Genomic DNA, 13,092 nt, shown 5'->3' on the forward strand with positions numbered 1-13,092 from the left:
TGACAAAAATAGGCCTGCCATTTAGTGGTGCCTTTCCTGCACACTGTGTTCCGTGGGTGCATCGGTGCTGCCAAGCAGGCCGCCATCGGTAGACCAGGTGGCGGACCTCGTCGCGAAGGGAAGGGAACGCGGGAGCGTCACGGTTGACGACGTGGCCGCCGCGCTCGACCGATCCGAGCTGCCCGCCGACGCGTTGGAGCGCGTCGTGCGGATGCTCGCCGAGAACGGGGTTGAGGTCCTCGAGCCGCAAGGCGACGAGGAGCCCAGCAAGCCGGACGAGGAGGATATCGGCAAACGCGCTCCGACCAGCGACCTGGTCAGGATCTATCTCAGGGAGATCGGCAGGGTTCCGCTGCTCACCGCCGAGGAGGAGGTGGAACTCGCCAAGGCCATCGAGGCCGGTCTGTTCGCGGAGGACAAGCTCTGCGAGAGCCTCGCCGCCAGGTTCGCCCGGCCGGAGCTGGAGGACCTGGTCTGGGAGGGCGTCCGCGCCAAGCAGCGGCTCATCGAGGCCAACCTCAGACTCGTGGTCTCCATCGCCAAGCGCTATGTCGGGCGCGGAATGCTGTTCCTGGATCTCATTCAGGAAGGCAATCTGGGTCTCATCCGTGCGGTCGAGAAATTCGACTACACCAAGGGATACAAGTTCTCGACCTATGCGACCTGGTGGATTCGCCAGGCGATCACGCGGGCGATCGCCGACCAGGCGAGAACGATCCGCATTCCCGTGCACATGGTCGAAACGATCAACAAATTGGTCCGTGTGCAGCGGCAGCTTCACCAGGATCTCGGCCGGGAGCCCGCCCCCGAGGAGATCGCCGCCGAGATGGACCTGCCGATCGACCGCGTGGTGGAGATCCAGCGCATCGCGCAGGAGCCGGTCTCGCTCCAGGCGCCCATCGGTGAGGAGGACTCCGACCTCGGCGACTTCATCGAGGACGCCGACGCCGTGGTGCCGATGGAGGCCGCGGCCTTCATCATGCTGCAGGACCAGCTCGACGACATCCTGGCCACGCTGTCGGAGCGCGAGCAGCGGATCATCCAGCTCCGGTTCGGCCTCTCCGACGGCCACCCCCGCACGCTGGAGGAGGTCGGCCGGGAGTTCGGCGTCACGCGTGAACGCATCCGGCAGATCGAGTCCAAGACGCTGGCCAAGCTGCGTCACCCCACTCGCGCCCAGATGCTCCGGGACTACCTGGACTGACGCTCCCCGATCGGCGTGAACGAGCGCCTCCCGGCTCACGGGAGGCGCTCGTCGCGTTCCGGGCCGCCGGCGTGAAGAGAGCTCCTTGGAGCGATCCATGTGCGAGCCGTGCCGAGGAGTGTCACCATCGCGCGGCGATCGGAAAGGTGGATGACATGAATGAGCCCGCGGTCCGGCCGAACGAGACGACGGTGCCGTTGATGCCGTGCGCGTCGCCGGAGGAGACCCTGGCGTTCTACGAGGCGCTGGGATTCGAGGCGACCTACAAACAGACCAGGCCCTATGTCTATCTGGCCCTGCGGTGGAGCGGATTCGAGCTGCACTTCGGCCCGGCGCCCAAGGACCTGGATCCGGCCCGGGAGCATTCCGGAGGCTGCCTGGTCATGGTCGACGCCGTCGCGCCGTACCACGCGGAGTTCGTCGCGGCGATGCGCCGCGCCTACGGGAAGGTGCTGAGCTCCGGCCTGCCGCGGATCACCCGTTACCGGCCCGGCGCGTCCCGGTTCACGCTGATGGATCCGTCCGGGAACTCGATCATCTTCATCCAGCGCGACGAGCCGGCCGAGCTGGAATACGGCGGTTCGAGGAGGCTGACGGGCCTGGCCAAGGCGCTCGACAACGCCCGGATCCTGCGCGAGTTCAAGAACGACGACCTGCAGGCCTTCCGCGCGCTCAAGTCCGCCGTGCGCAGGCACGGCGCGGAGGCCTCGCCGGCCGAGCGGGCCATCGCCCTGTGCCACCTGGTCGATCTGGCCACGGCCCTCGGTGAGCCCGCCGATCCCTGGCTCGCCGATCTGCGTGGCCTGGAGCTCACCGCCGGCGAAAGGCAGCGGGTCGAGTCGGAGCTCGGGCATCTCGCCGGACTCCAGGAGTGGCTCCCCTGAGCGGCTCTCGCCCGGGTCTCGCCGCTCCCCGGGTGCGGAGCCGTACGACAGGAGGGCCGTACGAGAGGAGGGACGTTGCGCCGGATAGCCTCGGGGGTGTTAACGGTCGTCGTACGCTGGCGGTGCTCCCTTGACCCCTCAGAAGCCCTCACTGTCCCGCCTGTTCGGCGCCCGGCTGCCCCGTGAGGTCCGTGCGGCCCTCGCCCTGGAGAGCGGCGAGCGTCCGATCAGCCACGCACCGGCGTCCGAGGGCGGCCACATCGTCGCCACCACCCGGGCCCTGCACCTGCCGGACGGGCCGCGCCTGCCGTGGCACCTGATGGACAAGGCCGTGTGGGACGAGGAGGGCGTGACGGTCACGATGACGGACGGGGCGGTCCACCGGGCCCTCCTGCCCGAGCCGGGCAGGCTGCCGGAGACGATCCGCGAGCGGGTGACCTCGACGATCGTCGCGAGCCGCCACGTCACCATCAACGGCCGCGGGGGAGTGCGCCTGGTCGCCCGCCGGATTCCCGGCTACGACACCCCGCGCTGGGAGTTCATCTTCGACCCGGGGCTCGACGCCGACGACCCCGGTCTGCGCGCCCACGCCGAGCAGGCGCTCGAAGAGGTGCGGCGCAGCCTCGGCGTCTGAAGCCGGCCGGCGTGCGTCACGTGCGATTGAGTTCCCCGACGCGCAGGGCGCCGCCGTCCGGCCGGCGTCCCTGGCACAGGAACAGATAGATGACCCCCGCCGCGACGGCCGCGGCGCCGGCCAGCAGCGCGGTGACGCCCCAAACGGTGTGGAACAGCGCGGGCGGCGCCTGCTGGAGCAGCACGAATCCGCCCATGACGAGGACGAACCAGCCGAATCCCGTGCGCAGGCGGTCGGCGTGGACGCGCCCGGCCAGCCAGCCCCCGGCGAGACCGCCGGCGACCGCCGTCGCCGTGACGGGCAGGGCGATCGACCAGTCGACGGGGACGGTCTGCAGATAGCCGGCCAGCCCGGCGAACGACTTCATCGCGATGACCACCAGGGAGGTGGCGACGGCTGTGCTCATCGGCATGCCGCCGAGCAGCACCAGCGCGGGGACGACGAGGAAGCCTCCGCCGGCCCCGACCAGGCCGGTGACCAGGCCGACGACGACGCCTTCGATGAGGACGTGGAGGATCGGCAGATCCTTGTGGGCTTCGCCGGGCCGGGACGTCCCGCGGCGGCAGATCATGGCGACGGCGGTGGCCGCCATCATCAGCGCGAATCCCGCCAGCAGCGCCGCCGCGGGCAGGCGCGGCCCGACAAGGCCGCCGCCGTACGCTCCGGCCATCCCGGCCAGGCCGAAGACCAGCCCGGTCCGCCACCGGATGCGGCCGGCGCGGGCGTGGCCTACGGCGCTGACCACGCTGGTCACGCCGACGACGAACAGGGACATGGCGATCGCGGACTTGGCCGGGACGCCCGCGACGTAGACGAGCAGAGGGACGGTCAGGATCGATCCGCCGCCGCCGAACAGGCCCAGGGTCAGGCCGACGACGACGGCGCCGGCCAGAGTGAGAGCGGTCATTTCGTCGTCTCGATCCGTCAGGCCGCGCTGCGACCGGGGCGGCGGATACAGGCGAGAGCGGCGTCCACGTCGGCGCCCGCGCCGCGGTTGTACGGCAGGCGGGACAGCAGCATGCCCATGGCGCAGGTGTCGGTCAGCCCGGCGAAGACCAGGCCGGCGCCGACGAGGGCGCCGGCGAAGCGCGCCCCCGGCAGCCACAGGTCGGCCACGATCGAGGCGAGCACGATGCCGCCCGCGACCAGGCGGACCTGGCGTTCCAGGCTCCACCGCTGTCTGCCGCGCACCACGGGGGCGCCCGAGGCGATCCAGGCGTTCATCCCGCCGGTGAGCACGACCGCGTCGGGCAGTCCCGCCTCGCAGAGCTTCTTGTGCGCCTGGGTGGCCCGGCCGCCGGACTGACAGATGAGCAGCATCCGCCCGTCGGCGTCGGCGACGATCCGCCGCAGGTGGGCGTCGACCTGGTCGAGCGGCAGGTTGATCGCGCCGCCGATGTGCGCGGTCTCGAACTCGGCGGGGGTCCGCACGTCCACGACCAGCACGTCGGGGTTGGCGGCGATCAGCGCGCGGGCCGTCGCGGTGTCGATGTTCGGGGAATCGGTGTTCATGGCTTCCTCCTCGTTCTCGTATGCGGGTTCAGGCCGCGCGGCGGGCCCGCAGCGTGGCGACCACGTCGGGCACGCCGGCGCCGTCGAGCACGACCGGGGTGTATCCCCCGCGGATGAGCAGCGTGGCGGCGATGGCCGCGCGCCGGCCCGATCCGCAGGCCACGAGCACCGGGCGCTCGCGGTCCAGCTCGGTGGGGACGCCCTCGGTCACCAGGTCGGGGAGGAAGCGCGCGACGGCTCCCTCCAGGCGCACGGCCTGACGTTCGTTCGGCATGCGCACGTCCAGCACCTGGGCGCCGGGCTGGGCCGTCCGCGCCGTGAAGGCCGCCAGGCCCAGCCGCTCGAACGTCTCGGTCGCGGCCGGGCCGAGGTCGCGGACGACGCCGCGCACGGTGTCGATGCCGATCCGCGCCAGCTGGGTCACCGCCTCGCCCGCGTCCTGGCCGAGCTCGGCCACGAGCACGATCGGCGACCGGTACGGCAGCAGCCACCCGGCCCAGCTGCCGAAGTCCCCGCCCAGCTCGATGCCGACAGAGCCGGGCAGGAAGCCGTCCGCCTGCCTCTCGCGCGGGCGGATGTCGACCACGCGCGCGTCCTCGGGCAGGTCGGCGACGGCCAGTTCGGGCACGCCGACGGAGGGCATGGGCGGCACGCCGAGCGTGTTGGCGGGGCCCATGTGCCGGTAGAAGGCCGGGATCGGCATGGGTGCGGCGAGCAGTTCGTCGGCCAGCCGTTCGGCGTCCTCGATGGCGAGCAGGGGATTGGACCTCGTCTCCTCGCCGATCGTGGAGGTGTATCGGCCGGCCCCGCTCGCGGTGCAGAACGACCCCTCGCCGTGCGTCGGGAACAGCCCGACCTCGGGCGGCAGCGCCGCCAGCCGGCGCAGCGAGCCGTGCTGCAGCCGGGCCAGGGTCCGGGCCCGGGCCATGCCGAGCAGGTCGGGCCGGCCCGCCGAGGCGACCAGGAGGCTGCCGCCGGAGAACACCGCGACCGGCGCACCCTCGATGAGCACCAGGTAGCTGGTGTGCTCGGGGGTGTGCCCCGGGGTGTGGATCGGTCGCAGGGACAGGCCGTCCCCGCCCTCGATGTCCTCCAGGTGGAAGGCCGGGGTGTGAGGGTAGGCGGGCGCGGCGGCGGCGGGCAGGACCAGCTCGGCGCCGGTGCGCAGGGCCGCCTGCTCGCCGCCCGACACGTAGTCGTTGTGCAGGTGGGTCTCCAGGACGAAACGCAGCTCCACGTCACGTTCGGCCGCCGCCCGCAGGAATCTGTCGATGTCGCGCTGGGGGTCGACGAGCACCCCCTTGCCCTCGTGAGTCAGCAGGTAGGTCTGGTCACCGAGACCCGAAGTGCGGAAGGACACGACTTCCACAAGGAACACCTCTCTTCTAATACCCCCGGGGGTATACCGGGGACCTGATGAACCCAATGGTCGGCTGACTGCGCCGCCCACCCGCCCGGCCGTCCGCAGACCCCGGCTCTCTATCCCGGTCTATACCCCCGGGGGTATAGCGACGACATGGAAAGGCCGGTCTTTTCTCGGGGTCCGCAACAGGCCGCCCGGCCGCATGCGGCCGGGCTTGGTTCGCCGGGCAATAGGGCTCAGGCGAGCGCCAGGAACAATTTCTCCAGCTCGGCCACACTCATCGGGGCCTCCTCGCCCCGTTCCTGTGCGGCCTGGCAATGCCGCAGACCGCTGGCGACGAGCTTGAACCCGGCCCGGTCGATCGCCTTGGAGGCCGCGGCCAGCTGGGTCAGCACCTTGGTGCAGTCCTCGCCCGCCTCGATCATCGCGATCACTCCAGCGAGCTGACCGTGCGCCCGGCGCAGGCGAGTCACCGCATCGCCGACCATCGCCTCGTTCATCTGCATGTCCCGTTTATACCCCCGGGGGTACCTTCGGGGCAAATCCCCTCGCGTCGGCCCCCGGCATCGTGCCGGGGGCCCGCCGCCTGTTCTCCAGACCGCCGGCTCCGGCGGCCGTCGAGGGACTGGTCTGCCGGGGGAATGGTTCAGGGGATCTGGTCGGCGCCGGCCGGCCAGCCGGTGGCCGTGCCGACCCGGTCGGGCCTGTCGGCCTGCTCCCAGGTCTCCGTCTTCCTCAGGAACGGCACCTTGTCGCCCGCGAGGTCCTTGGCCTTGCCCGCCACCTTCGAGGCCTGGGCGCCGACCAGCCCCGCCGCCTCCTGCACCGTGGGACTGTCCGCGAACCGCTGCGCGAAACGCTTGATCTGCTCGTAGCGCTCACGCCCGGCCCGCGTGCCGAGGACGTAGCCGACGGCCAGCCCGGTGGCGAACATCGCCTTGTATCGCATCTTCCACCTCCGCGCTCGTGTTCCCCGCCCCCCTACCCCGAGGGCCTGTCTCTATCCAACAGCAGCCGTTCCGGTCCCGCCCCGGCGGGCTCCGGGACCGTCCGGATGCTCTTTGCCGTACGCCGATCAAGACCCGACGACTCGCGGACGGAATCGATGTGACAGACACCCCTCGGAGTGCGCTAATCTAGTTCCACGCCGCAAGGAAAGCCGAAAGGCCGGAACAAGCGGAGCAAGTAGTACCAGCAGTACAACACGATCCCGTGTAGCTCAATCGGCAGAGCAGCCGGCTGTTAACCGGCAGGTTATAGGTTCGAGTCCTATCGCGGGAGCAATAACCCCGGGGCGGTGGTCACAGACCACCGCCCCGGGGTTTTTCATGCCGCTGTGCGGTCGCCGCGGCAGCGGTCGTGTCCTTCGGGACACACGGCCGATCGGGCGGCCGATGGACCGCAGGCCGCCTCTCCCGAACGAGCGGCAGGGGGCCGGGGCCGGGGGGACGAGCCGGGGGCCGCTGACGCTTCGCATGCGCCGGTGTATGGATTTGGCGGACAAATCCGGGGACATCGCGGAAAATGTGATCGCCGTGGCCGTACTGGTCGCGGCTGCCGCGGACCACGGACGGCGCAGTGGGGTGAGGGCCACTGCGGAAGGGTGTCGCCGCCGGCCCGGAACCGGCGCGGGGCGCTCGTGAGCGCGAAGTGTGTGGCGGTCGTGCTGACTTGGCGTAAATCGAAGAAGACCCCGGCACCCGTACGGGCATGCGGGGAGAAGACCCCCGCGCCCGCACGAGAGCGTGGGGCGGAGATCGACAGGCGGGAGGCGGAGAGCTTCATCCGGCTCCACCATGCGGAGAACCCGGGGGCGGGCCCGGTGGAGTCCCGGCTCCGGGAGGTCCTCGCGGAGATCGACCAGACGGGGACGTACACCCACACCACGGGCGAGCTGACCTTCGGCGCGCGGGTGGCGTGGCGTAACAGCAACAGATGCATCGGGCGCCTCTACTGGAGGTCGCTGCAGGTGCGGGACCGGCGGCACGTGGACACCGCCGACGGCGTGGCCGAGGAGTGCGTCGAGCACCTCGGGGCGGCCACCGGGAGGGGCAGGATCCGCCCCACGATCACGGTGTTCGCCCCCGACCGGCCGGACGAGCGGGCGCCGCGAGTCCTCAATGACCAGCTAATCCGATATGCCGGATACGTCCGCGAGGACGGCTCGGTCCTGGGCGACCCGGCGAACGCGGAGATCACCAGGCGGGCCCTGCGGATGGGCTGGCGAGGGGAGGGCACGAGGTTCGACGTCCTGCCGCTGGTCGTGGAGGCCAAGGGCGCCCTGGTCCTGCGCGAGGTGCCGCGGGAGGTGGTCCTGGAGGTGCCCATCAGGCACCCGGTCTTCCCGTGGTTCGCCGGTCTGGGGCTCAAATGGCACGCCGTGCCGGCGATCTCGAACATGGCGCTGGAGATCGGCGGGGTCACCTATCCGTGCGCGCCGTTCAACGGCTGGTACATGGGCACCGAGATCGGCGCGCGCAACCTCGCCGACCGGGACCGCTACGACCAGCTTCCGGTGGTCGCCGAGGGGCTCGGCCTCGACACCTCCCACGATCGGACGCTCTGGCGCGACCAGGCGCTGGTGGAGCTCAACGTCGCCGTGCTCCACTCCTTCACCGAGGACGGCGTCACGATCACCGACCACCACACCGAGGCGCGGCGCTTCCTGACCCATCTGGAGCGGGAGGAGCGCAGCGGGCGCGTCTGCCCCGCGGACTGGTCGTGGATCGTGCCGCCCCTGTCCGGCGCCGCGACGCCGGTCTTCCACCGCTACTACGAGGACGTACGGCTCACGCCGGCCTACGTCCACCGTCCTCCGCTGGGGTAAAACCGTGTAGAACTATGTTCGGGCGAAGGAGGAGTGTGGCGATGGTGGTGCTGTCCGAGGACGACGGGGGCGTGCGGATCCTCACGTTCAACCGGCCGGAACGGCTGAACGCCTGGACCGCCGAGATGGGACGGCGCTACTTCGACCTGCTGGAGGAGGCCGACCGCGACCCGTCCGTACGGGCGGTCGTGGTGACCGGCGCGGGCAAGGGCTTCTGCGCCGGGGCCGACTTCGCCGACCTGACGGCCATCCAGACCGGGAAGTACGCCGAGGAGCAGGACCCCCGGCCCAACACGTTCCCCACCACCCTGCGCACGCCGGTGGTCGCGGCGGTCAACGGCGCGTGCGCCGGTCTGGGAATGGTCCACGCGCTCGTGTGCGACGTGGTCGTCACCGCCGGCGACGCCAAGTGGACGACGGCGTTCTCCCGGCGCGGGCTCGTCGCCGAGTACGGCCTCGGCTGGATCCTGCCGCGGCTGGCCGGGCAGGCGCGGGCGATGGACCTGCTGCTGTCCGGCCGGGTTTTCACCGGCGCGGAGGCGTGCGCCATGGGCCTGGCCGTACGCGCCGTGCCGGGGGAGCGGCTGCTCGCCGAGGCCGTCGCGTACGCGAAGGAACTGGCCGCCCAGTGCTCGCCCGCCTCGATGGCGATCATCAAGCGGCAGATCTGGGGCGGCTGGCAGACGGGGCTCGACGAGGCCAGGGACGAGGCCGTGCGGCTGATGACGGAGTCGTTCCGGCGGCCGGACTTCGCCGAGGGAGTGGCGAGCTTCCTCGAACGCCGGCCGCCGGACTTCCCGCCTCTGGCGTGAGAGGTGGGCGGCCTTGCCCGATGCCGTGCGTCTGGGCGGCGGCTCTCCCGCCTCTGGGAGTGATGCGTCAGCGGACGCGGCGGGCGCCGGCCGCCGGGGTGGCCGGCAGGAACGTCGGCGCGGCCCAGCCGCGCTCGGCGTAGGCCTGCTCCACGGTGGAGCGGACCCGGTCCACCCGGTCGTCGGCGACGAGCGCGATGGCCGAGCCGCCGAAGCCGCCGCCGGTCATCCGCGCCCCGCGCGCCCCGCCCTTGACCGCGCCCTCCACCGCCACGTCCAGCTCCGGGCAGGAGACCTGGTACTGGTCGCGGAGAGACAGGTGCGAGGCGTTCAGCAGAGCGCCGATCTCCTGGACGGCTCCCGCGCGCAGCAGTCCGATGACGGCCTCCACGCGGTGGTTCTCGGTGACGACGTGCTGGGTGCGGGCCCGCTCGTCGCCGCTGAGCTTCGACAGGGCCGCGGCGAGGTCGGTGACGTCCCGCAGCGACGGGACGCCGAGGTGCTTGGCCGCGTTCTCGCAGTCCCGGCGCCGCATGGCGTACTGCCCGTCGGCCAGCTCGTGGTGCACGCCGGTGTTGATGATGAGGATCTGCATGCCGTACGCCGACAGGTCGAACGGCACGGCGCGACCGGCCAGCGAGCGGCAGTCGAGGAACAGCGCGTGCCCCTCCCGGCTCAGCGCCGAGGCCGCCTGGTCCATGATCCCGCACGGCATGCCGACGAAGTCGTTCTCGGCCTTCTGGCACAGCCTGGCCAGTTCCATCGGCTCAAGGCCCAGGCCGTACAGGTCGTTCAGGGCGAGCCCGACGGAGACCTCGAGCGCCGCGCTGGAGGACAGCCCGGCGCCCTTGGGCACGTCGCCGTCGATCACGATGTCGGCGCCGCGCACCGGCAGCCCGGCGCCGCGCAGGGTCGAGACGACTCCGGCGGGGTAGCGGGCCCAGCCCTCGGCCCGCTCGACGTCCTCCAGCACCTGCTCCTGGCCGGGGGCCTGGAGCGAGGAGATCCGGACGGTGAGGTCCTCGCGGGGGCTGACGGCCGCGGTGACGCCCCACGGCACCGCGAACGGCAGCACGAAGCCGTCGTTGTAGTCGGTGTGCTCCCCGATGAGGTTGACCCTGCCGGGCGCGTGCCAGACTCCGGCCGGCTCCTCGCCGTACGCCTGCCGGAAAGCATCAACAACGCGCATAGTCGCACACTCCTCAACATCGCAGCCTTCCCGTAGGGTAGCGGCCCACGCGGGTGCGGACATGCCAGGGCCCGGCTCGGAAACTCCCGGGCCGGGCCCCGATCCGCACGGCGGATCTCACATGGCGGGCACGGTGGCCCGCTCGTCGGGGACGCAGTGCGTCATCTTCAGGCCCGAGACGTCGCGCGGGCCGTTCTTGCCGAGGTTGGCCAGGCGCTCCCTGTCCTCGTCCGTCAGGTCCTGGCTCGCCAGCGGCTCCAGGTGCTTGACGTCGTCAGGCGTGATGCCGAGCCCCTCGCCGACGCGCAGCCCGAGGTCGTCCTCGACCAGCAGGAAGTGCCAGACCATGCGCTCCCGGATCGGCCGGTCGCACTCCGACAGCATGGTGACGAAGTTCTCCACCAGGTCGTCGCGCTCCCACTCCTCCATGAGCAGGTAGCGCTCGCCCGCCTGCTTGTAGTCGTTGGTCCGCGGGATGCGCTTGCGGGTGAGCCTGCCGGTGATCTGCGGGCCCTGCTCGTCGTGCGGCGGGAACCGCCCCTCGCGCAGCCCGCCGGTGATCGACGGCTCGTAGTTGACGTGCGGGTTCTCGCCTCCCCGATCCTGGTCGTAGGTCATGAGGCCGTCGCGCTGGTTGGTCCGCACGTCGGCGTTCCTGGCCTGGTTGACCGGCAGTTGCAGGTAGTTCGGCCCGACGCGGTAGCGCTGGGTGTCGCTGTAGGAGAACGTGCGGCCCACCAGCATCTTGTCGTCGGAGAAGTCCAGCCCGTCGACGAGGACGCCGGTGCCGAACGAGATCTGCTCGTTCTCGGCGAAGACGTTGTCCACGGTCCGGTCCAGGACCATCCGGCCGACCGGCTTGGCCGGGAAGACGTCCTCCGGCCAGACCTTGGTGTCGTCGAGCGGGTCGAAGTCCAGCTCGGGGTGCTCGTCGTCGCTCATCATCTGGACGAGCAGCTCCCACTCCGGGTAGTCGCCGCGCTCGATGGCGTCGCGCAGGTCCTTCGTGGCGTGGCCCAGCTCGTGGGCCTGGATGCGTGCGGCGTCCTCGGCCGTCATGCTCCTGACCCCCTGCTTGGGCATCCAGTGGTACTTCACGAGCACGGTCTCACCCTGCTCGTTGACCCACTTGTAGGTGTTCACCCCGAAGCCCTGCATGTGCCGGTAGTCCGCCGGGATGCCGCGCGGGCTGAACAGGTTGACGATCATGTGCATCGCCTCGGGGCTCTGCGACATGAAGTCGAAGATCCGGTTCGGCTCCTGCCGGAAGGTGACCGGGTCCGGCTTGAGCGCGTGGATCACGTCGGGGAACTTGATGGCGTCACGGATGAAGAACACCGCGAGGTTGTTTCCGACGAGGTCCCAGTTGCCGTCCTCGGTATAGAACTTCACGGCGAACCCGCGCGGATCGCGGGCGCACTCGGACGAGTCGCGCCCCCCGATCACGGTCGAGAACCGCACCGCCACATCGGTGCGCTTGCCGGCCTCCTGGAACAGCTTCGCCCTCGTGAACCGGGCGATCGGCTCGTCGCCCCACATGCCGTACGCCTCGAAGAAGCCGTACGACGTCGTGCCGCGCGCGTGCACCACCCGTTCCGGGATGCGCTCCCGGTCGAAGTGACTGATCTTCTCCAGGAACTGGTAGTTCTCGAGAGTGGCCGGGCCGCGCGCGCCGACCGTCCGCTGGTTCTGGTTGTCGTAGACCGGGTGCCCTTGACGGTTGGTCAGCACCGGGCGCTCGTCTCCGGGCTCCGGTCCCTTGCTCGACACGTCCGTCATGGGACGGCTCCTCTCGCTATCTGATCTCATGTGAGGTGTTTGTCCTCTTCAAGAACCCCCTTTCCGCTTTTTGCCGGGGTATTCGTCCCGGCGCCCTCAGAGAGGAGATCCTGCGACGTCGGGAGCACGCGGGGGAAGGACCCGCACAGGGGCGCCGTGCACATGGTCCACGGCCCGTCGCCGTCCGCGGCGACCGGGGGCCTCTACCGCTTGGCGGGGAAGTGCGCGTTCAGCACGCTCGGCCCTGGAAGGGCTCGCTCGCGTCCTGGCAACGTGAACTACTCTGTTCGGGTTGTTCGGGAACGTCGGCTCAGGGAGCGCAGGAGCGGAGATGGCAGCCACACCGCGCGGCGACGGTGACCGGCCGCGGTCCGCGCAGCGCCCCGCGGCGCAGGCCGAGCGGCGGGCCGACGCCCGGCGCAACATCAGGTCCATCCTGGACGCGGCCCAGCTCTGCCTGGCCCGCGACGCCGACGCCAGCGTCTCCGACATCGCCAAGGCGGCCGGGGTCGGCCGGGTCACGCTCTACGGGCACTTCAAGACCCGCGCGGATCTCGTCGACGCCGTCCTGACGCGCACGATGGAACAGTCCGACGCCGCGCTCGAGGCGACCGACACCGGCGGCGACCCCCGCCAGGCGCTGACCCGGCTCGTCGGCGCCTCATGGCAGATCGTCCACCAACTGCACTCCGTGCTGCTGGCCGCCCACCGCGAACTGCCCCCGGAGCGGATCCGGGCCGTCCACGACCAGGCCCTGCACAGGGTCCAGGCGATCGTCGACCGCGGGCGACGCTCCGGCGTCTTCCGCGACGACCTGCCCGAACGGTGGCTCGTCACGACCGTGTTCAGCCTGATGCACGCCGCGGCGGAGGACACCGCCGCCGGCAG

Annotated in this window: 13 protein-coding genes and 1 tRNA gene; 7 read left to right on the forward strand and 7 right to left on the reverse strand. The window is 71.1% G+C overall.

The window, feature by feature from the left end:
• Nucleotides 1-64: 64 nt before the first annotated feature.
• The 3 genes from rpoD to BXA11_RS23690 all read left to right on the forward strand — a co-directional run bounded on the left by rpoD (nucleotide 65) and on the right by BXA11_RS23690 (nucleotide 2,722).
• On the forward strand, nucleotides 65-1,204 hold the full coding sequence (gene rpoD, locus BXA11_RS23680; RefSeq protein ID WP_030506212.1) for an RNA polymerase sigma factor RpoD: 1,140 nt from the start codon (nucleotides 65-67) through the stop codon (nucleotides 1,202-1,204).
• 155 nt (nucleotides 1,205-1,359) lie between these two features.
• Nucleotides 1,360-2,088, forward strand: coding sequence for a VOC family protein (locus tag BXA11_RS23685; RefSeq protein ID WP_076437931.1), 729 nt, complete (start codon nucleotides 1,360-1,362; stop codon nucleotides 2,086-2,088).
• Between the two features lie 130 nt (nucleotides 2,089-2,218).
• Complete coding sequence (locus BXA11_RS23690) at nucleotides 2,219-2,722, forward strand: hypothetical protein (RefSeq protein WP_239104953.1); 504 nt, start codon at nucleotides 2,219-2,221, stop codon at nucleotides 2,720-2,722.
• Between the two features lie 16 nt (nucleotides 2,723-2,738).
• On the opposite strand, the gene BXA11_RS23695 is transcribed toward BXA11_RS23690, so the two are convergent.
• From BXA11_RS23695 to BXA11_RS44750, 5 genes are all read right to left on the reverse strand, one after another.
• On the reverse strand, nucleotides 2,739-3,629 hold the full coding sequence (locus BXA11_RS23695) for a sulfite exporter TauE/SafE family protein (protein ID WP_076437933.1): 891 nt from the start codon (nucleotides 3,627-3,629) through the stop codon (nucleotides 2,739-2,741).
• Between the two features lie 17 nt (nucleotides 3,630-3,646).
• Complete coding sequence (locus BXA11_RS23700; protein ID WP_076437935.1) at nucleotides 3,647-4,234, reverse strand: rhodanese-like domain-containing protein; 588 nt, start codon at nucleotides 4,232-4,234, stop codon at nucleotides 3,647-3,649.
• A 28-nt stretch (nucleotides 4,235-4,262) separates the two neighbouring features.
• Complete coding sequence (locus BXA11_RS23705; RefSeq protein WP_076437937.1) at nucleotides 4,263-5,603, reverse strand: MBL fold metallo-hydrolase; 1,341 nt, start codon at nucleotides 5,601-5,603, stop codon at nucleotides 4,263-4,265.
• A gap of 230 nt (nucleotides 5,604-5,833) precedes the next feature.
• The gene (locus BXA11_RS23710; RefSeq protein ID WP_076437939.1) at nucleotides 5,834-6,103 is read right to left on the reverse strand and encodes a metal-sensitive transcriptional regulator; all 270 of its coding nucleotides are present in this window, start codon (nucleotides 6,101-6,103) and stop codon (nucleotides 5,834-5,836) included.
• Nucleotides 6,104-6,243: 140 nt separating this feature from the next.
• Nucleotides 6,244-6,546: a hypothetical protein gene (locus tag BXA11_RS44750; RefSeq protein ID WP_030506208.1), complete on the reverse strand. Its 303-nt coding sequence runs from the start codon at nucleotides 6,544-6,546 to the stop codon at nucleotides 6,244-6,246.
• Between the two features lie 259 nt (nucleotides 6,547-6,805).
• Between BXA11_RS44750 and BXA11_RS23720 the strand changes: the two genes are divergently transcribed.
• The 3 genes from BXA11_RS23720 (at nucleotide 6,806) to BXA11_RS23730 (ending at nucleotide 9,236) form a co-directional block, all read left to right on the forward strand.
• Nucleotides 6,806-6,878, forward strand: a tRNA-Asn gene (locus BXA11_RS23720).
• A gap of 358 nt (nucleotides 6,879-7,236) precedes the next feature.
• Nucleotides 7,237-8,424, forward strand: coding sequence for a nitric oxide synthase oxygenase (locus BXA11_RS23725; protein WP_239104954.1), 1,188 nt, complete (start codon nucleotides 7,237-7,239; stop codon nucleotides 8,422-8,424).
• A 41-nt stretch (nucleotides 8,425-8,465) separates the two neighbouring features.
• Entirely contained in the window at nucleotides 8,466-9,236 is a 771-nt protein-coding gene (locus BXA11_RS23730) for an enoyl-CoA hydratase-related protein (RefSeq protein ID WP_308441043.1), read from the forward strand.
• 67 nt (nucleotides 9,237-9,303) lie between these two features.
• Here BXA11_RS23730 and galK read toward each other — a convergent pair whose 3' ends face one another.
• Nucleotides 9,304-10,425 (reverse strand): galactokinase, encoded by a 1,122-nt coding sequence (gene galK, locus BXA11_RS23735; RefSeq protein WP_076437944.1) that lies wholly within the window; start codon nucleotides 10,423-10,425, stop codon nucleotides 9,304-9,306.
• A gap of 117 nt (nucleotides 10,426-10,542) precedes the next feature.
• Entirely contained in the window at nucleotides 10,543-12,204 is a 1,662-nt protein-coding gene (locus BXA11_RS23740; RefSeq protein ID WP_076437947.1) for a catalase, read from the reverse strand.
• A 331-nt stretch (nucleotides 12,205-12,535) separates the two neighbouring features.
• Between BXA11_RS23740 and BXA11_RS23745 the strand changes: the two genes are divergently transcribed.
• Nucleotides 12,536-13,092: TetR/AcrR family transcriptional regulator (locus BXA11_RS23745; RefSeq protein WP_076437949.1), on the forward strand; the 557-nt coding region annotated here is incomplete at its 3' end.

Origin of the sequence: Microbispora rosea, from assembly GCF_900156315.1 — a bacterium.
Classification (GTDB): Bacteria; Actinomycetota; Actinomycetes; order Streptosporangiales; family Streptosporangiaceae; genus Microbispora; species Microbispora rosea.